The sequence below is a fragment of the Hyphomicrobium sp. 99 genome (assembly GCF_000384335.2).
Taxonomy (GTDB): Bacteria; Pseudomonadota; Alphaproteobacteria; order Rhizobiales; family Hyphomicrobiaceae; genus Hyphomicrobium_B.
Window position 1 is genome coordinate 4,037,861 of record NZ_KQ031382.1, and the last position, 18,720, is coordinate 4,056,580.

Here is an 18,720-nt window from a genome sequence, read left to right on the forward strand (position 1 = left end):
CGGCGAAGGCCGGGATCCTCCGAACGAACAGCAACACCGCCCTATGTCGTGGTGCCGACCTTCGTCGGCATGACGGTAGTGGACCAGTCCTTGCCTCTCGCAAGTTGGCTCGCAGGAACGAGCCGCGCCCTTAGACGTCCAGGTTCGACGCGTTGAGCGCGTTCTCCTGGATGAACTCGCGCCGCGGCTCGACGATATCGCCCATGAGCTTGGCGAAGATCTCATCCGCCTCCGCGAGGTCGCCGACCTTCACCTGCAAGAGCGTCCGCGCGTCCGGATCGAGCGTCGTTTCCCAAAGCTGCTCGGGATTCATCTCGCCCAAGCCTTTGTAGCGCTGCAGATCGAGACCCTTGCGGCCAACGTCGTAAACCGCATTGAGCAGCGAACGCGGACCGGTGATGATCTCCGTCTTGTCCTTGCGCCTGAGCCTCGCCGGCGTGTTGTAGATTTCGACGAGATGCTCATGACGCTCGTTGAGCCGCCGCGCATCGAGCGAACCCAAAAGCGCCCGGTCGAGTACGTGAACCTCGGTAACCCCGCGAACCTCGCGCTTGAAAACGTAACCGTCGTTGCCGTAGCGGCCTTCCCATCCCGTCTCCATCTCTTCGGCGATGGAATCGAGACGCTGCGCGATACGGTTCGCAATCTCTTCCGCCTTCGCGGCATCCGGCGTCGACAGGATCGAAGCATCGAACACGCCGCCGATGGCGCCCTGCTCGACGACATTGCGATTGTAGCGCGAATGCAGCCCATTGATGCCGCCCGCGATCTGCCGAGCCTGCTCGACGACGTCGCGCAAATCCCGGCCCGCCCGCTCCGTGCCATCGCCAGCAACAAGCACCGCATCCGCGAGACCCTGATCGATCAGGTAATCCTCGAGCGCGCGCTCGTCCTTGAGATACGAATGCGCTTTGCCCTTCGCCACTTTGTAGAGCGGCGGCTGCGCGATGTAGACGTGGCCCTTTTCAACGAGCTCCGGCATCTGCCGGTAGAAGAACGTCAGCAACAGCGTGCGGATGTGCGCACCATCGACGTCGGCGTCCGTCATGATGATGATCTTGTGATAGCGAAGCTTGTCGAGCTTGAATTCGTCGCGCCCGATGCCGGTCCCGAGCGCGGCGATGATGTTCGTCACCTGCTCCGATGACAGCATCTTGTCGGTGCGCGCGCGCTCGACGTTGAGGATTTTACCTCGGATCGGCAGCACGGCCTGAAACTCGCGCTTGCGGCCCTGCTTGGCCGAACCGCCTGCCGAGTCACCCTCGACGATGAACATTTCCGTTTTCGACGCGTCGCGATCCTGACACTCCGCAAGACCGCCCGGCAGGCGCAGACCATCGAGCGCACCCTTGCGCCGCGTGAGATCGCGAGCCTTGCGCGCAGCCTCACGGGCGAGCGCCGCTTCCACGATCTTGCCGACGATGACCTTCGCTTCTTTCGGGTGTTCCTCGAACCACGCGCCGAGCTGATCGCCGACCGCCGATTCCACGACCGGTTTCACTTCCGACGAAACGAGCTTGTCCTTCGTCTGCGATGAAAACTTCGGATCCGGCACCTTCACCGAAAGCACGCACGTCAAACCTTCGCGCGCGTCGTCGCCCGAAAGCGCAACCTTTTCCTTCTTCGCGAGCCCGGTCTCGTCCGCGTACTTGTTGACGATGCGCGTCAGCGAGCTCCGGAAACCGGCGAGATGCGTGCCGCCGTCGCGCTGTGGAATGTTGTTCGTGAAGCAGAGCACGGTCTCATGGTAGCTGTCGTTCCACCAGAGGGCCGCTTCGACGGTGATGCCGTCCTTCTCGCCGAAGATCATGATCGGCTCGGCAAGCGCCGACGTCTTGGAACGATCAAGGTAACGGACGAAGGCAGCCGTACCGCCATCATAATTGAATTCCTGACGCTTCACATCGGCATGACGTGCGTCGATCAAAACGATCTTCGCGCCGGAGTTCAGGAACGCGAGTTCGCGCAAGCGATGCTCGAGCGTCGCGAAGTCGAACTCGGTCACGTTGTGAAACGTCTCGGTGCTCGGCAGGAACGAAACTTCCGTGCCGCGCTCCTCGCCCGCGTCGCCGACGACTTTCAACGGCGCAACGGCGTTGCCGTTGTGAAACTCGATGAAATGCTCTTTGCCTTCGCGCCAGACCCGGCACCTGAGCCACGTCGATAGCGCGTTGACGACGGAGACGCCGACACCGTGCAGGCCACCCGAAACCTTGTACGAGTTCTGATCGAACTTGCCGCCCGCGTGCAGCTCGGTGAACACGATCTCGGCAGCCGAACGCTTCGGCACCTGATCGTCGTCGCGTTTGATGCCGGTTGGAATGCCGCGGCCGTCGTCGCGCACCGTGCACGACCCGTCGGGGTTCAGCGTCACGGTGCACGCCTTCGCGTGACCGGCCAGAACCTCGTCGATGGCGTTGTCGACGACTTCGTAAATCATGTGGTGGAGGCCCGACCCGTCGTCGGTGTCGCCGATGTACATTCCGGGACGTTTGCGAACCGCGTCGAGGCCCTTCAGCATCTTGATGCTGTCTTCGCCGTATTCCTCCGGCGCAGGGGTTTTCTTGAGCGGTTGAGCGTTCATTTTTGGGCTTTCTCAGCGGACGGAATTAAGGTCCATTTGTATAGCACAAACCGGCCCGGATCGCCCCAAAAAATCGACAGAAATCATCATCAAAAAGCCCTTTGTTTTCAGTCTTTTGGATGTGGCCGTTTGTCCCGTTCAGAAGACTCAGGAAAGAGCCCTAATCTTTCCCTCCTCGACGCCCCAGAACTGCGCTTTTTCTTTGAGCGCCGAGAAGGCTTCCGCATCCGTCCCTGTCATCCAAGCTTGCGCCCCGAGCCGGAGAATTTCGGCGAACAGCGCGGCCCTCCGGTGGACGTCGAGATGCGCCGTGATCTCATCGAGAAGCAGGATCGGCGCGGCGCCCTCCTGCCGCTCCGTCAGAAGCTCCGCATGCGCGAGCACCAGCCCGAGAAGCAGCGCTTTCTGCTCCCCTGTCGAACACTGACGCGCTTCGAGCGCCTTCGGACCGTGTTCGACGATCAGATCGGAGCGATGCGGTCCGTCGAGCGTGCGCCCCGCCCCACGGTCGCGCTCGCGCGTTTCAGCGAGAGTCCGCGCATAGGCATCTTCCGCTTCGATGGCCGAGAGACGCCTGAGATCGTCCTCGATCGTCCCGACGAGTTGAAAGGACGACCAAGGAAACGCGGAATCGGGATCGCGCTCCCGCCGCTTCTCGACGATCGCAGCCATCGCCGCCACGGCTTCGAGGCGCGCAGCCGCGACCGCGACGCCCATCTCCGCCATCACCTGCTCGAAACCTGAAAGCTGCGCGTTGTCGCGCACACCGTCGGCGAGCAGCCGGTTGCGGCTCGTCATCGCCCGCTCGAACCTTCCGGCGATCGTCCGATAGCTGTGATCGAAACAGAGAATGAGCCGATCGAGAAACCGCCGCCGCTCGGAAGCCGGGCCCGTGAAAAGGCCGTCCATCGCAGGCGTCACCCAGACGATTTCGAGATAGTCCGCGAGAACGCCCGAGCCCGACTGCGCCGAACCATCGATGCGCACGATACGGCCTGCGCGCTCGCTGCGCTCCGATGACCGCGAAAATCCCCCTCCCCCTTGCGGGGAGGGGTTAGGGGTGGGGGGTCTGGCTTGCAACCCCGTGCCGATATCCGCTGGCCCCGAAAGCGTATGCGCATACGCGGCAATCGCAAAACTTCCGTCGCCCCCAGCGCGCGCCAGATCGACGAACGGCACGCGCCGCAAACCCGTCCCCGGCGACAGCAGCGACAGCGCCTCGAGCAGATTGGTCTTGCCCGAGCCATTCGCGCCCACGATCACCTGCGGCCCCGCGTCCGTCGAAACGCTCGCCGAGACATAGCTTCGGAAATTCGTCAGCGTCAGCCGCTCGACCCAAAGTCCGGAAGACATGTTTCACTGACGCCTATCGAATTGTCCGTCATCCTCGGCCGAGCGCGCACTTGCGCGTCGAAGGCCGGGGATCCAGCGTAAGAAGCGCCGAAGGCTCGAAAGAAAAGCGTCTTCGACGACTCTAACGCTGGATCCCCGAACGCATTCGCTCACTCATGCGTTCGAGGATGACGGGGAGAATCACACCCGCATCGGCATCAAAACGTAGAGCGCGCTGCCGTCGCCGCCGTCGCGCACCATCGTCGGCGAGCCGGGATCGGCCAGCAAAAACCGCGCATCTTCGCTCTCGAGCTGATCGGCGATGTCGAGCAGATAGCGCGCGTTGAAGCCGATCTCGAGCGGACCCGCCGTGTAGCCGACGGAGATTTCCTCAGTCGCACTGCCGCCTTCCGGATTGTTCACGGTCAGGATCAGCTTGTCCTTGCCGACGTTGAGCTTCACGGCACGCCCGCGCTCGCTCGCAATCGTCGACACGCGATCGACGGCGCTCTTGAACGAGGCATTCGGGACCTTCATTTCCTTGTCGTTGTTGTGCGGAATGACGCGGCCGTAATCGGGGAACGTTCCGTCGATCAGCTTCGACGTCAGAACGACCGGCCCGATCTCGAAACGCACCTTCGTCTGCGACACGCCGACTTTGACCTTCGCGCTCGTGTCTTCGAGAAGCCGCGTGAGTTCATGCACCGTCTTCCTCGGCACGATGACGCCCGGCATGCCTTCCGCGCCCTTCGGCAGCGGCAGCTCCACTTGCGCCAGGCGGTGTCCGTCGGTCGCAACCGCGCGCAGCGTCTTGACGCCGTTCGTCTCGGCAGGGTGCAGATAGATGCCGTTGAGGTAGTAGCGCGTTTCTTCCGTCGAGATCGCGAAGCGCGTCTTGTCGATCAGCCGCTTCAAGTCGCCGGCTTCAATCGTGAACTCGTGACCGATCTCGCCGACCGCCAGATCCGGGAAGTCGTCGGCCGCGAGCGTCTGCAGGCTGAAACGCGAATGCCCGGACGTAATCGTCAGCCGCTCCTTGTCTCCGTCGCGCTTCATCTCGATTTCGGCGCCGTCAGGAAGCTTGCGCACGATGTCGTGCAGAACGTGCGCCGGAACCGTCAGCGTGCCGGGCGTCGAAACCTTCGCGCCGACGCTCTCGCTGACCTCGCGCTCGAGGTCGGTTGCCTTGAACATCAGCGCGTCGCCGCTCGCCTTCAGCAAGATGTTCGACAGGATCGGTATCGTTGTGCGGCGTTCGACGACGCTCGTAACGTGGCTCAGCGCCTTCAAGAGTTCCCCACGTTCGATCTCGAGACGCATATCTATCCTCAGCATTGACTATGGAATTGCGCGTGGAATGGCGGCCTGAACACGCCGTGGCATCACGCGCGAGAAAACGGTTGGCCCGAGGCGAACGGAATCGCCCGCGGAGCCGGATCAGAGCCGAAACATGGCATCTTTTCAAGCAAGATGTATTGGCTAGCCCAGAACTTGCCTGCAACCGGACCCGATCGGGCCAGGAACCGGCCGCCAACCGGCCGGGAATCCGCTGCATAGGAGCCATCGAGAGGCACCCAAGGCAAGGCCGGCACTCCGGGGGAGGTGTGCCGGCCCTACGTCGCATCAGGCCGCAAGGGGTGACTTTGCGGTCAGTGGTTGAGAAGCCTCTTCAGCTCCTCAAGCTCGTCTCCGAGGTTCGGGTTCTTGCTGATTTCGCCTTCGATTTTGCGGATCGCATGCAGAACGGTCGTGTGGTCGCGGCCGCCAAAACGGCGTCCGATTTCCGGCAGCGAGCGCGCCGTCAGGTGCTTGGCGAGATACATGCCGATCTGGCGCGGCCAGACGACGGAACGATGACGCCGCTGCGACAGGAGATCGCCCTTCGAGACACCGTAATGCCGCGAAATGATCCGCAGAATGTCTTCGATCTTGATCCGCCGCGGCTCGAGGTTCTGAACCAGATCGCGAATGACGGTCTCGGCGATGTCGAGCGTGATCGGCGTGCGCATATACTGCCACGTCGCATAAAGGCGCGTAACGGCACCCTCGAGCTCACGCCCGTTCTCCGTCAGCCTCTGCGCCAAGAGATCGATGACGTCCCGCGACAGCGAGAACGACGGATCCGCCGCACGCTTCTCGGCAAGCCGCTTGTCGAGCACTTTGAGCCGAAGCTCGTGATCGAGCGATTGCAGCTCCGTGACGAGCCCGCGCTGCAGCCGCGACCGCATGCGTTCATTGAGTCGCTCGATCTGGTTGGGAGCGCGAGCCGACGCAACGACCACCTGCTTGCCGCCGTCGAGCAACGCATTGATGATGTGATCGAATTCCTGCTCCGTCCGTTCGCCCTGAAGGAATTCAAGGTCGTCGATCAGCAGCATGTTGATGTTGCGGAACCGCTCCTTGAACGCCAACGGATCGGAAGATCGAAGCGCTTCGACGAACTGATAACGGAAGCGTTCAGCCGTCAGATAGAGAACCTGAGCGTTCGGCGCGCGCTTCTTCACTTCCCACGCAATGGCGTGAAGAAGATGGCTTTTGCCCAGGCCCACCTGCGAGTGGATATAGAGCGGATTGTATCCCGGAGCGCCGGAAAGAACCGTTTCAGCAACCTGCGTCGCACCTGCATGCGCCATGCGGTTTGAAGCGCCGACAACGAAGCTGTCGAATGTATAGCGCGGGTCGAGCGGAGAACCTTCAAGGCCGCCCGCCGATGTCCGCTGCACCGGAAGCACCGGCGCGCGCAAAGCAGTTGGACGCTGCGGAAGTTCGGTGTGCTGTGCTGGCGGGGGTGCTGTCGCCGCGGCAGTGTTCGTCGTCTCGACGGAACGCGTCTCGCCCGGCCTCTGGGCAATCGCACCCGGCTGACGCCAGATCACTTCAACGCGCTCGACCGTCGCAAACTCGATGCGAGAGCAGTGCAGCAGATGCTCGGAATAGTGTTCCTGGATCCAGTTGCGAACGAATTTGACAGGCACCGAAACCTTGACGATCCGCCCGTCAAAGCTTTCGAATTCTAGGCTCTTGAACCAGCTCGAATAAACCTCTTCGCCGAGCTGGACTCTAAGCATCGCGCGAACCTTCTGACCGCGGCCCTCTACCGCGCTCGCAGGAGTCTCTACGACCTGTCCACCACCCGCGTCCTGAGATTCTGCTTTTTGTGCTGCCTGCATAATATGTACTCCCCGCTGATAACGCGGGACGCCTGGAAGCGCCCCCCTCTTCATCGCCCGCCGTAACCCTCTGGTGTGCGATGCCGTCTATTCCGTCTGCGACTTGCCTCTAGCCCTGTACCCAATCGAGCCCGGCAAACTTCCAACCGGAAATTTCGCCCCGCTCGTGGCTAGCGTTCATGGCTCCCTCAAAACCCTCCTTAACGTTGTGACAACGGCGATACCCCGCCGCGGTCATCTGCTCTGCAGCGAACCGGCTGCGCACGCCCGAGCGGCAAATGAAAAAAATCTCGGTACTCTTCTCGACCCCTTTGTCTGCCAGCACCGCGTCCAGACGTTCGGCGAAGTCCTGGTCGATCCGGCCGTCAGGAAATATTCGCCACTCCATCAGCAGCACCTCCCGATGAATCTTGGACAGATCCGGAATACCGACGGACGCCCACTCGGCGGGCGTACGAACATCAACAAGAACAGCCTTTGGGTCGCCTTCGAGACGCTTCCAAGTTTCGAGGACGGGAACGTCCTCGACTCCAGAAGCTTCCAGTTTTTCCACTTATCCCCTCACGTCCCACGCAATACCGATAAAGACCTGCACAAGTCATCCCCAGGAAGAGCCCAGAGAATCCCCCGCTATTCCGGTCATTGCCAAAGCAACGCCAAAGGTTAATCGCAGGTCTTTATCTGTTTTGACGATGCGTCCGTGGTCGCCAATTCTCTTGGCCCCGAACGCTACGCTCGCCGAACTTACTCTTGCGAACGACCGCTTTTACCCCGCTGCCATCCACTGCCAAATTTACTATCCCTTAACCTTCTTTTCGACAAGCGCCCCCAACCCCCAATATGGCCGTCCAGCGAGAAGAAAAGTTGTCCACAGGCATTGGTGACAACGTGAGTCACTTCGCAAGGCCTGTGCATAAACACCCTGACTCGTTCGGGTTTCTTGCAATGGAAGTCACCGCGAAAGCCGAGTAGTCGCAGCCGTCATCCGAGCGTCATTTTTTTTTGGACCGGGGGCCGGGCGAAAGCCAATGCGCCCGCTTATCAACCAGCTCAACGCCCCCGATCAGCGGGATTTCAGCAGGTTAATGACGTTAAAAAAACAGCGGGCCCGAAATCGGGCCCGCTCTTTACCGGTGCGAATATGCAACAGGGAGGAAAATTGGCCCCTGTTATTCACATGTTACGTTACGCGCTCATGGCCTTGACACGCTGCGTAAGCCTGGAAACCTTCCGGCTGGCCGTACGCTTGTGCATGATGCCCTTCTGGGCGCTGCGGATGAGGCTCGGCTCTGCGGCAGCGAGAGCGGCCTTGGCCTTAGAGGCATCACCCGACTGAATAGCCTCTTCCACCGCGCGAACTTCGGTCTTCACGCGCGAATGGCGGCTTTTGTTGACTTCAGTGCGGCGGATCATCTGGCGCGTGGCTTTTTTCGCCGACGACGTGTTAGCCATAGGTTGTCCTTACGTTGCTACGAATACGCCCGCGCGTTAGCGAAGAGCTACAGCGAGGCGGCGGGTTGAAGAAATCTCTCGTCGGCCCAGGATTGTCGGTCCAGGCACACGGTTTGCGGGGGGTATAGCCGTCCAAAGGGCATCGGTCAATGAAGCCCCGTAACGAAAAAGCCCAATTCCGGGCGAAATTCGATGCCGCCGCCGGTCGCAGCGCTTTTCCCTGTCATTTGCGATAAGCCGGATCGCCGACAAGACGGAAACTCGGCATCTTAGGGGGGCCTCTAGAGAATGTTGTCTTGGACCGGATGGCTGGTTGCCCTGACTGCCGCCATTTTTGCGACCATCCTCGCCGCAGCAGCGAACCAGCCAATGCTGCAGATGGCAGCGGCAGCAGTCGTCGCCATCGCCATCACCCTGCTCGCGATCCGCGATCATCAAAGCCTCAAGAACGGGGGCGCGCCCGCAAGCGCCGTCGCCAGCTCAACCGCCCGTTACCTTGCCCTGATCTGGGCATGGGCCGCCCTGACGCTGTTGATAACCTACGTGTTCATCATCCAAAAGCACTGGCCGGAATGGTGGCAGTTCTTCCTCGGCTTCTCTTTCGCAGCCGTTGCGAGCCTCGGTTTCTCGATCATGCTGGATCGCGATCGCGCGGCCGGCAACGCTGACCTCGCGCTCGTCAAATTCGGGCGCATCCTCGTGCAGGCCCAGTTGATCGGCATGGTCGCCGGCATCGCCAGCCTCTTCGTCGACGGCAAATTTCCGCGCCCCGAAACATATGCCGACTGGGCCGGCTGCAACATCTTCTTCTTCGGCGCCCTCGCGATTGCTGCGATTAGCCTCGATGCATTAAGGTCGCCCGCTTACGCGTGATTGAAGACCAACCGCCCCATCGGAACATTCGCCCGAGATGACCTTGCGCCCATCGCTTCCCTCGTTGCTGATCACTCTGGCAGCTGCTCTCATCGCTATGTACTTGGCGGCGAGCCATGTGCTGAAAGCCGAAGCGGCGGTTGCCGCGGCGGTCTTCGCATTGGTCATTGTCGTGGCGGCGATACGAACCAACGCCCCGGTGTGGCGGCGACCACCCAGCGCCGCCGGCCCAACGCCGCGTGACGCGCTCTTAGTTACGACCAAGCTCATGATGTTGGCCTATCTTTGGTGCGCGATCGCCTTCTACGCGATCTATCTTGGCACCAACACGCGCTGGCAGCACGGCTGGGAATATGGGACGGGCATGCTGCTTATCTCCGGCGCCTACGGCTATTACCTCTCACGCCTCAGCGATCCGGCTGACCACCTGTCGAGCCCCAACGCAATCGAGCGCATGGTGAGATTTTCAGCGTATCTCGCCTTCCTGATCGGCGCCGGTTTAGTCTGGCTCGTCGGATCGGGAAAGCTCGCGACACTCAAAGGCGATTGGGCGGCAAACCAGCTTTTCCTCGCCGGCGGTTTCGCCGTGATCTGCCTGAGCGCCATTATCGTGAAGACCAACAGCGCACTGACCGAACGTCACGCCGCCAACTGACTCAGCGCTGACAGCGCGGGCAGTAGAACGTCGCGCGCCCCGAGTGAACCAAGCGCCGTATCTCACCGCCGCATCCGGGCGTTTGGCACAGAGACCCAGCGCGATCGTAAACCCCGAACCGCTCTTGAAATGCGCCGCGCTTTCCATCGGCATGCCGGTAATCGCGCAGCGTCGAACCGCCGGCCTCGATGGCACGCCCGAGCACGTCCCGGATCGCAGGCACCAGCTTGACGGCGCGCTCCGTTGGAACACCACGCCGGTCCACGAGGCTCTTCGCTGCCCGGTTCGGCGATAACCCGGCTTGAAACAGCGCCTCCGAAACGTAGATGTTGCCAAGCCCCGCAACCACATGCTGATCCATCAGAAAGGCTTTGAGGTTCACCTTCCGGCTCTTTGCCTTGGACGCGAGATAGTCCGCGGTTAGCTCCTCACCCAGCGGCTCGGCGCCGAGATCGCGAAAGAGCGGATGCTGCGAGCGCTCCGCATGCGCCATCATCACCATGAAGCCGAACCGCCGCGGATCGTTGTAGATCACGCGCGTCCCATCCGAGAGATTGAACACGACATGATCGTGCGTCGGGTCCGGACCGGTCCCATGCGCGTACTGGCCCGGCGTATCGGCCACCCCGTCATGAACGATCGTAAAGCGCCCGGTCATGCCAAGATGCATGACGAGATCTTCGCCGCTCGAAAGGGACGCGACGAGATATTTCGCCCGCCGTTCAAGCCCGATGATCGATTGCCCCTTCACGCGCTCTGCAAACTTCTCAGGGAACGGAAACCGTAAATCCGGACGCCGGGTCTCGAGCGACGCAACCCGCTTGCCGACGAGAACGGGCGCCAAGCCGCGACGAACGGTTTCGACCTCCGGAAGTTCGGGCATGACAGCAATGATACCTGGCGTTGAGGATGAGACGAGCCGACGATAGCGCGCTGGCGCGGGAACGGCTATGCTGCGGATATGGATCAGAATTCCGAAACTGCAAGTCAGCCCGCGGGCCAAAGCGCCGGCCCAAATACGGGCGAGAACACCGCCTCCTTCGGCTTCCGCGCCGTACCCGAGACCGAGCGTCAGGGCCTCGTCAATAAGGTCTTCGCGTCGGTCGCCAGCCGTTACGACCTGATGAATGATCTGATGTCGGGTGGCCTGCATCGGCTGTGGAAGCGCGAGCTCATCACGATGCTCAACCCGCCGCGCGGCGCGACGCCCTTCAAGCTGCTCGACGTCGCCGGCGGCACCGGCGATATCTCCATTCGGTATGCGAACGACAGCGGCCCGAACGCCTCCGCCATAATCTGCGACATCAGTCCCGAGATGCTCGAGGTCGGCCGCCGCCGCATCGCTGACGCAGGCTTGCAAAATCGCATTCAATGCGTCGAAGGAAACGCCGAGGAATTGCCGTTCGAGAACGGCAGCTTCGACGCCTACACGATCGCATTCGGCATTCGCAACGTTACCCACATCGATAAGGCGCTCGCCGAAGCCTACCGCGTGTTGAAGCCGGGCGGCCGCTTTCTCTGCCTCGAATTTTCCGAATGCCGGGTTCCGGTTCTCGACCGCCTGTATGACTTTCACTCATTCGAGATCATTCCGCGTCTTGGCCAATTGACCGCCGGAGATGCTGAATCCTATCGTTATCTCGTTGAGAGCATCCGCCGCTTCCCGACTCAGGAGAAATTCGCGGATCTTATTCGCAGCACTGGTTTTTCCCGGGTCAGCTACCGCAATTTGACGGGCGGCATCGCGGCTATCCACGGCGGCTGGAAGATCTGACGGCAACAATCCAACAGTCTTCTGCCTTGGCCGGTGTGTCTGCAATTGACGCCGCGCGAGACGATTCATAGTTTTCCACACAGGGACGGGAAGAATCTTTTTCTTCCCTAGGAGGAGGTGGGACACATGAAAACAATCACTCTTGCCTGCGCGTTGGCCGTCGCCGCTATTTCGTTTGGCGCCGGAACCGCGAACGCTGGATGCATGACGAAAGCCGCGGTCGCCACATCGACGTCGGCTGATTCCGCAAAGTGGTTTGCACTCGAAACGATGGTGCAGAATGTCAGCTGGGGCCTGTGGCCGGGCTTCCTCGCAAACGGCGACGTCGCGGGCTACAAGGTCATCAACAAGCAGTACAAGTGCAGCCCCGATGGCGGCATGGTCACCTGCCACGGCCGCGCGACCTTTTGCGCGAAGTAAGCGAATTTGAATTCACGAATTCCGGAAGCGCCCGTATTTCTACGCGGGCGCTTTTCGTTTGAGCCGCGGAATGCCACGCGTTGTATGGCAACTTCGTCGTCGCGCTTCGCAATGGCGCAGGATATTTAACCGTCTTTACCCGATACATGGGCTTTGCTTGACCTAGACACATTGCGGCGCAATGTGGCCTCACACCAGCTATCGACCTCGAACTCAGGACCACGAAGCTCAAGCCATGCCCGGAGCGATCGTCAACACGCTAAGACTCGCGCGCGCCGGTTTTGTGCTTGCACAGTATGGGGTTCGCTTCGTGCCGGCGGGCGTGCCCGTTCCGCTGCCGCTGAAAATCGCGCGCGCGGCGACGCTGCCGGTCGAATTCCTTTCGGCACCTTTTCGGAAAAGCGTGCCCAGATCGACCCGCGTTGCGACGGCGCTGACGAAGCTCGGACCGAGCTACGTCAAGCTCGGTCAGTTCCTCGCGACCCGCGCCGACGTCATCGGACCTGAGTTATCGGCTGACCTGCGCCACCTGCAGGACAAGGCCGAACCCTTCTCGATGGCCGAAGCGCGCGAAGCGGTGGAGCGTGCGCTCGGCGGCAAACTCGAAGATCATTTCGTCGAGTTCGGTCCGCCCGTCGCTGCCGCATCGATCGCCCAGGTTCACAAGGCTTACGTGCTCGAAGGCGGCGTTCGCAAACCCGTCGCTGTCAAAATCCTGCGCCCCAATATCGAGAAGCGCTTCAATCGCGATCTCGATAGCTATTATTTTGCAGCCCAGATGATCGAGCGCTTCTATCCGCCGTCACGGCGTTTGAAGCCCGTCGCCGTCGTCGACAATCTGAAGCACACGACTGCGCTCGAAATGGACCTCCGCCTCGAGGCGGCGGCGATTTCCGAGATGGCGTCGAACACCACCGAAGACGAAGGCTTCCGCGTTCCGGCGATCGACTGGAAGCGCACAGCCAAGCGCGTGCTGACTATCGAATGGATCGACGGCACGCCGATCTCCCAGCGTGAGACGCTGAAAGAGAAGGGCTTCGACACCTCCGCGCTCGGTCAGACCGTATTGCGATCGTTCCTTCGCCACGCGATGCGCGACGGCTTCTTTCATGCCGACATGCACCAGGGCAATCTGTTCGTCGACGCGAACGGCAAAGTCGTCGCGGTCGACTTCGGCATCATGGGCCGGCTCGGCCTTCCCGAGCGGCGTTTTCTTGCCGAAATTCTTTACGGCCTAATCACGCGCGATTACCATCGCGCCGCCGCAATACACTTCGAAGCCGGATACGTGCCGCCCCATCACACGGTCGAGGAATTTGCGCAGGCGATGCGCGCCATCGGCGAGCCCATTCAGGGCCGGACAGCGGAAGAAATTTCCATGGCCGATCTGCTCGGCCAGCTTTTCGCCTACACTGAGGTCTTCGACATGGAGACGCGGCCGGAACTCATCCTGCTGCAAAAGAGCATGGTCATCGTCGAGGGCGTCGCGCGCGACCTCGACCCTTCGCTCAACGTTTGGGTTGCAGCTGAACCCGTCGCCAAGGAATGGATGGAGGCCAACCTCTCGCCACTCGGCCGCCTTCGCGAAGCGGGACGCGGAGCCGAAAGCATCGGCGAAGTCCTGCTGAAAACGCCGGCCCTTCTCCAAAGCCTTGCTCAGGCGGTCACCGGCTTTTCCGAAATGGCGCGCACCGGCGTTCGCCTCGACGATCAGACGACTGAAGATATCGCCTCGCGCTCCAAGCGCAGCCGCACCGCCGATATCGCGCTCTGGGTCGGCGCATTGAGCCTCGCCCTCATCGCCGTAAAGCTCTTGGGCTTTTTCTGATCGCCGCGATGGCTCACCGCTTCGCCTTGCGCGGCCCGACCAGATGCGTGCCATGCGCGATCGCCGCCGTCGCCCGCATTGCCGCGGCGATATAGACGACTTCCGCGATCTCGGCCTCGGTGACACCGGCGTTCTCAGCGTTGGTGCGATGGACTTCGAGGCTATAAGGGCACTGCGTCGCGAGCGCCACGCCGAGTGCAATTAATTCCTTGTACCGACGGGGAATAGCCCCCGGCGCCATCGCCGCACGGTCAAAATTTTCGAACGCCGCCATCGTCGTCGCTGAAAGATTACGGAGATGCGGTAGATTGGATAGATTGGCGATATCATACATTTGCAGGCCTCCCTCTATCGTCGTCACTTGACCCGACGATGTGTAGGAAAGCCTCGTGACGTTTGGATCGAAGGTCAAGCCGCTATAGCAGCAGGAAATCTGAGGAGACGAGAATGTCAGACGTTCGGCCGCCGCTACCGCCCTTCACGCGCGAAACCGCAATTCAGAAAGTCCGCGCGGCGGAAGATGGCTGGAACTCCCGCGATCCGAAAAAGGTGTCGCTCGCGTATACGGTCGACAGCCGCTGGCGCAATCGCGCCGAGTTTCCCGTCGGCCGCGAACAGATCGTCGAATTTCTGACGCGCAAATGGAACCGCGAGCTCGACTATCGCCTGATCAAAGAACTTTGGGCATTCACCGACAACCGCATCGCCGTCCGCTTCGCCTACGAATTCCGCGATGACAGCAATCAATGGTACCGCTCATATGGCAACGAGAATTGGGAATTCGATGAGAATGGTCTGATGCGCGTGCGTTACGCCAGCATCAACGACCTGAGAATTTCGGAAAGCGATCGCAAGTACCATTGGCCGCTCGGACCTCGCCCTGCCGATCATCCGGGACTGTCCGATCTCGGGCTCTGAACAAAAAAAATCGGCGCCAGCAGATGCCGGCGCCGAAAATTTTTTTATGCGCTGAGCGCCGGCTTGTTCGCCGGGGTACGCCGCGCAAACCCGAGAAGGAAAATAGTGCCGGCAGTGACGGCATAGGCGATCAGCTGCATGCCCGTTGGCCTGTCCATGTACCCGATCAAAACGTGCAGGATTCGTCCTGGCCAGCTGTTTTCCGACAGAAGCCACGATGAATCCCAAACCGGCGTGTCGAGAACGCTGATGAGGCCGGCGTTGGAAAGCTGCGCCACCGCGGATGCAGCCAGGCCCGCAGCGAGCAGCGTCACCAGAACGCCGGTTACCGAGAACATCCGATTCAACGGAATTGCGGCAAGCCCGAAATAAAGCACCAGCGACACGGCAGCGCCGAGCGCCAGCCCAATCACCGACCCGAGCAGCAACTGGCCTGCGGTTTCCGTTCCACCCATAACGATGCCGGTCATGAAAAGCACGACCTCGCTACCTTCGCGCATGACCGCGATGGCGACGGCCGCACCAAGTGCGAATAACGATTGGCGTCCCGCGGTCACATCGCTGCCGAGCTGCCGCAACTGCTGCGTCATCTCACGCGCGTGTTGCGCCATCCAGACGACATGCCAAGCGAGCATCACAACTGCGAAGAGCAGAATGGCCGCGATGAAAATTTCCTGCCCGCGACCATCGAATGCGTTCGAAATGCCGGCCGCGAAGAACGCGACGATGGCTGACCCGACGATTCCGGCAAGCACGCCGACAGACACAGCACCGGTTCGGCCGCTCACGCCACGCGAAGCAGCAAGCACCACGCCGACAATAAGACCTGCTTCGAGAACTTCGCGGAAAACGATAACGAGCGCGGCAAGCATGGGCGATTACTCCGCTACGATGTGGCCCAACGCGGTATCCTGGTGATATTCGCCGAAGAACATGTAGGTCCCGGGCTTGAGCGGCTTCAGCCTGATGATGGCGCCGCTGTTGCCGGCGATGACTTTCTCGAATCCGAGCTCGTAGCTTTCGAATTCTTCCGGCGATGCGTCGAGGTTCTTGATTGAAATCTTGATCGGCTTGCCGACCGGCAGCTTCAGCGCATCCGGTTCGAACTTGTGATCCTTGATGGAGATTTCGACTTCATGCTCCTCTTCCGACGCCTGAACCGCAACGCTGCTGATCCAAGCGCCGCCGAGGGCGAAAAGCGCGACGGCTGATGCGGAAACAAATGTGCGGAAACGCGCGCCGTTGCGCGAGAAATACGAGGAGCTCATGGCATCTCCTAATAGGTCAGGATTCAAGGTCCCGAGATCAGGTTAAGTGTCAGCTAGAGCCCAAGTAGCCAATAAGAGTCAAGAATTTTCAGCCCCAAAAGACTAGGGCGAATTTTACGAATTCGTGAGGTCGAAGAGGGGGCTATCGAGTTTGTCGATGATCGCCATTTTTTGGCCAGGAGGATGCGGTGCATATGCAGCGCGGGAACAGTCAGCCAGTGAGGATTGGCCATGCACGCCCGCGCTTCCTATTCGACCGACACGTTCCCAGACTACGAGCTGGAAGACGTGCTTATACGGGCCGACGAGCCAGAGGCTTTCTACGCAGGAGAGCCAATCTCCGCGCCGCCGCGAAAGCGCGGCAATCCGGTCCGGAAGTTTTATGTCTTCTTATTCGCGGTCCTGGGTACCGGCGCGGGCCTCATACATTTTGACGCTCCGTGGCAGCAATGGGTCTCCAACATCGAGCAGGTTGTTTCATCGGCCATGAGCGCGAGACAGTTGTCTGCGTCGCTCGAATCGGCGCCGCCGAAAGACGTGGCTGTGGCGGAAACCTCCGGAGCACTTCCTCCGTCGCCGCCGCCCGCGGCGAATTCGCAGCCGTTACCTGAGGTCGTCATCGCGGAAGCGCCAGGCTCGGAAACAGGTTCTCCATCTTCAGAGACAAAGTCGGATGCCGGCGCGAGTGAGTCATCTTCAACGCCAAGCACACCGGCCGATCCGTACCGTAAACGTGCGGAAGCCGTGGGGCTACATCCCGATCTCTCACACGTGCTGCTATCGCGACTGACCGCAACCGATTATCGCAACGCCGCCTTCGCGATCGATAAGGCACTGAAGACAATTCCGGACGATGGAGTTTTTGAGTGGCCGCGTTCTCGCAAGAACGGCAGCGCCGTCTTCAATATCCATTTCGTGGCCGGCGCCGGGCATGATTGCCGCCGCTACGTCGTGACAGTGACGAAGGATCGCTGGACGACAACCGCGCTGCCAATGGAGCGCTGCGGCGTGAAGCTCGCTGATCGCGGAGCTGCCAAGGGGCAGTCAATCGAATGATTGACGTCGAGCTCAGAGGCCTTGCAGTCCAAAACCCATGCGCATCTTCTTACGAAATTTCGAATCTTTCGCTTTGTCGCCGGACTTGCCCTGCGCAGGACCGCCGTACTTCGCGTAAAGAAAATCCCGAACCTCCGGAGCGCGGTCGTACTGGTGGACGGCAGCCGGAACAGATCCCTTTGTGGTGACGAGAAGCCCGTCCTTCACTGAGATGAAATTGGTGTTCGGTCCGGAGAGCGTCGCGATCGCGCCGTCGTAGGGTAACACCAGCGACGACGGCACAAGGCTCAATCTGACGGCGACATTTGTCGTCGCCTGATCGACACCCGAGCGCATGTGATGCCGCCGGCCGACCATTTGCCCCAGAAGAAGCTTCTGCCAACAGTACATGATCGCATCGTGATGCCGGGCAAGCACCGTCCCGCTGCATATGACTTCATGATGCCCGATGCGCTCGAAAACATCGTCTCCAAACGTTCTCCGGAGCGCATTCCTGTTCCATCCCGCGACTTTATACGAGAAACCTTGGCTCTCTTCGACAAAGACCAGAGGCACGTCCGGCAGCGCCCGAAAAACATCGTGCTGAAAAACGACGTCGCGCGTATCAGCCAAAAACACGCGATCGACCCGCCCTGTGAGTGACTGGAGCACCGCAATGTAATCCGCTACTCGCGCGAAGTTCATATGGGGCCGGCCGGCACACGAGGAGCCCGGCAGCAAAAGACAATCCACGCCTTCAGCTTCAAGCGCTCTGGCGAGCGCCGGGTCATCCCCGATGACGAGAAGGATACGGCAATCGTGGAATTTTCGGGCCGATCGAACGAACGGCCGGAGATCCGCGAGAGTGTAATTGCGCCCGATACCGAGAATGAGATTTTGTCCCGTCCCGTGACGGAGCGGGATCGGATGTCGAGGTCGTATCAACTCATCGCGCAGCCAGCGCGCGTACAGTTTCGACCAAAGATAGTTCAACATGTGAAGCAGCTCCGAACGCTCCCCACCCGTAAGCTCGTTCAGCCCCGAGGAGTTTCACGCGAATTGATCACTGTTTAATATGATCGGAGGATCCACAAGCAAAGGATGTTGGATGCGCGTGGCGGCCGGCGTTTCAGTGCCATTTTTCGCTTGGCGAGCTTGATGTTGGGCAGTTCACGCCGCTCAAGGTGGCCAAAGAAATCCACAGGCTGGGTTTCTTCGGATCGGGTTCGCAATCGCCGCGCATCTCTTTGAACAAACGAGCAGCTCAAATGCGAAAGCGCAGCCCATCGAGCTCTATTTGCGGAACCACAAAAACAAAAAACGCGCCGCTGGCTTAGGGCACAGCGGCGCGTTTGAATGGAATGTATAGAGGCGATTGACTTCGTTTTATTTAGAACTTCACATGACGTCT

Annotated in this window: 18 protein-coding genes; 7 read left to right on the forward strand and 11 right to left on the reverse strand. The window is 60.5% G+C overall.

From position 1 onward, the window contains the following. Positions 1 to 130: 130 nt before the first annotated feature. The 6 genes from gyrB to rpsT all read right to left on the reverse strand — a co-directional run bounded on the left by gyrB (position 131) and on the right by rpsT (position 8,538). Entirely contained in the window at positions 131 to 2,584 is a 2,454-nt protein-coding gene (gene gyrB, locus G359_RS19395) for a DNA topoisomerase (ATP-hydrolyzing) subunit B (RefSeq protein WP_045837451.1), read from the reverse strand. A gap of 147 nt (positions 2,585 to 2,731) precedes the next feature. Further along, complete coding sequence (recF, locus tag G359_RS19400) at positions 2,732 to 3,937, reverse strand: DNA replication/repair protein RecF (RefSeq protein WP_045837452.1); 1,206 nt, start codon at positions 3,935 to 3,937, stop codon at positions 2,732 to 2,734. A gap of 180 nt (positions 3,938 to 4,117) precedes the next feature. Then, complete coding sequence (gene dnaN, locus G359_RS19405) at positions 4,118 to 5,236, reverse strand: DNA polymerase III subunit beta (RefSeq protein WP_045837453.1); 1,119 nt, start codon at positions 5,234 to 5,236, stop codon at positions 4,118 to 4,120. 329 nt (positions 5,237 to 5,565) lie between these two features. Further along, positions 5,566 to 7,086: a chromosomal replication initiator protein DnaA gene (dnaA, locus tag G359_RS19410; RefSeq protein WP_045837454.1), complete on the reverse strand. Its 1,521-nt coding sequence runs from the start codon at positions 7,084 to 7,086 to the stop codon at positions 5,566 to 5,568. 109 nt (positions 7,087 to 7,195) lie between these two features. Next, positions 7,196 to 7,639, reverse strand: a complete 444-nt coding sequence (locus tag G359_RS19415) for a rhodanese-like domain-containing protein (RefSeq protein WP_045837455.1) — start codon at positions 7,637 to 7,639, stop codon at positions 7,196 to 7,198. Between the two features lie 632 nt (positions 7,640 to 8,271). After that, complete coding sequence (gene rpsT, locus G359_RS19420) at positions 8,272 to 8,538, reverse strand: 30S ribosomal protein S20 (protein ID WP_045837456.1); 267 nt, start codon at positions 8,536 to 8,538, stop codon at positions 8,272 to 8,274. 288 nt (positions 8,539 to 8,826) lie between these two features. On the opposite strand from rpsT, the gene G359_RS19425 reads away from it, so the two are divergent. Next, positions 8,827 to 9,411: a hypothetical protein gene (locus tag G359_RS19425; RefSeq protein WP_045837457.1), complete on the forward strand. Its 585-nt coding sequence runs from the start codon at positions 8,827 to 8,829 to the stop codon at positions 9,409 to 9,411. A gap of 37 nt (positions 9,412 to 9,448) precedes the next feature. Continuing rightward, positions 9,449 to 10,066 (forward strand): hypothetical protein, encoded by a 618-nt coding sequence (locus G359_RS19430; RefSeq protein WP_045837458.1) that lies wholly within the window; start codon positions 9,449 to 9,451, stop codon positions 10,064 to 10,066. 1 nt (position 10,067) lies between these two features. Here G359_RS19430 and mutM read toward each other — a convergent pair whose 3' ends face one another. Beyond that, the gene (gene mutM / locus G359_RS19435) at positions 10,068 to 10,949 is read right to left on the reverse strand and encodes a bifunctional DNA-formamidopyrimidine glycosylase/DNA-(apurinic or apyrimidinic site) lyase (RefSeq protein WP_045837459.1); all 882 of its coding nucleotides are present in this window, start codon (positions 10,947 to 10,949) and stop codon (positions 10,068 to 10,070) included. A 78-nt stretch (positions 10,950 to 11,027) separates the two neighbouring features. Between mutM and ubiE the strand changes: the two genes are divergently transcribed. The 3 genes from ubiE (at position 11,028) to ubiB (ending at position 14,088) form a co-directional block, all read left to right on the forward strand. Next, positions 11,028 to 11,840 (forward strand): bifunctional demethylmenaquinone methyltransferase/2-methoxy-6-polyprenyl-1,4-benzoquinol methylase UbiE, encoded by an 813-nt coding sequence (gene ubiE, locus G359_RS19440; protein WP_045837460.1) that lies wholly within the window; start codon positions 11,028 to 11,030, stop codon positions 11,838 to 11,840. A 126-nt stretch (positions 11,841 to 11,966) separates the two neighbouring features. Then, complete coding sequence (locus tag G359_RS19445) at positions 11,967 to 12,260, forward strand: hypothetical protein (RefSeq protein WP_045837461.1); 294 nt, start codon at positions 11,967 to 11,969, stop codon at positions 12,258 to 12,260. A 235-nt stretch (positions 12,261 to 12,495) separates the two neighbouring features. Continuing rightward, positions 12,496 to 14,088: a 2-polyprenylphenol 6-hydroxylase gene (ubiB, locus tag G359_RS19450; protein ID WP_045837462.1), complete on the forward strand. Its 1,593-nt coding sequence runs from the start codon at positions 12,496 to 12,498 to the stop codon at positions 14,086 to 14,088. 13 nt (positions 14,089 to 14,101) lie between these two features. Here the strand turns inward: ubiB and G359_RS19455 are convergent, their stop codons facing one another. Next, positions 14,102 to 14,422, reverse strand: a complete 321-nt coding sequence (locus G359_RS19455) for a carboxymuconolactone decarboxylase family protein (protein ID WP_045838265.1) — start codon at positions 14,420 to 14,422, stop codon at positions 14,102 to 14,104. Positions 14,423 to 14,535: 113 nt separating this feature from the next. Here G359_RS19455 and G359_RS19460 point away from each other — a divergent pair, with 113 nt between their 5' ends. Beyond that, positions 14,536 to 15,006, forward strand: a complete 471-nt coding sequence (locus G359_RS19460; protein ID WP_045837463.1) for a nuclear transport factor 2 family protein — start codon at positions 14,536 to 14,538, stop codon at positions 15,004 to 15,006. A 44-nt stretch (positions 15,007 to 15,050) separates the two neighbouring features. On the opposite strand, the gene G359_RS19465 is transcribed toward G359_RS19460, so the two are convergent. Together G359_RS19465 and G359_RS19470 are read right to left on the reverse strand one after the other, a co-directional pair. Beyond that, on the reverse strand, positions 15,051 to 15,878 hold the full coding sequence (locus G359_RS19465; RefSeq protein ID WP_045837464.1) for an FTR1 family iron permease: 828 nt from the start codon (positions 15,876 to 15,878) through the stop codon (positions 15,051 to 15,053). A gap of 6 nt (positions 15,879 to 15,884) precedes the next feature. Further along, the gene (locus G359_RS19470; RefSeq protein ID WP_052699468.1) at positions 15,885 to 16,274 is read right to left on the reverse strand and encodes a cupredoxin domain-containing protein; all 390 of its coding nucleotides are present in this window, start codon (positions 16,272 to 16,274) and stop codon (positions 15,885 to 15,887) included. A 231-nt stretch (positions 16,275 to 16,505) separates the two neighbouring features. Between G359_RS19470 and G359_RS19830 the strand changes: the two genes are divergently transcribed. Beyond that, positions 16,506 to 17,330, forward strand: coding sequence for a hypothetical protein (locus tag G359_RS19830; RefSeq protein WP_052699469.1), 825 nt, complete (start codon positions 16,506 to 16,508; stop codon positions 17,328 to 17,330). Between the two features lie 12 nt (positions 17,331 to 17,342). Here the strand turns inward: G359_RS19830 and G359_RS19480 are convergent, their stop codons facing one another. Next, positions 17,343 to 18,305: a hypothetical protein gene (locus tag G359_RS19480; protein ID WP_045837465.1), complete on the reverse strand. Its 963-nt coding sequence runs from the start codon at positions 18,303 to 18,305 to the stop codon at positions 17,343 to 17,345. Positions 18,306 to 18,720 lie beyond the last annotated feature (415 nt).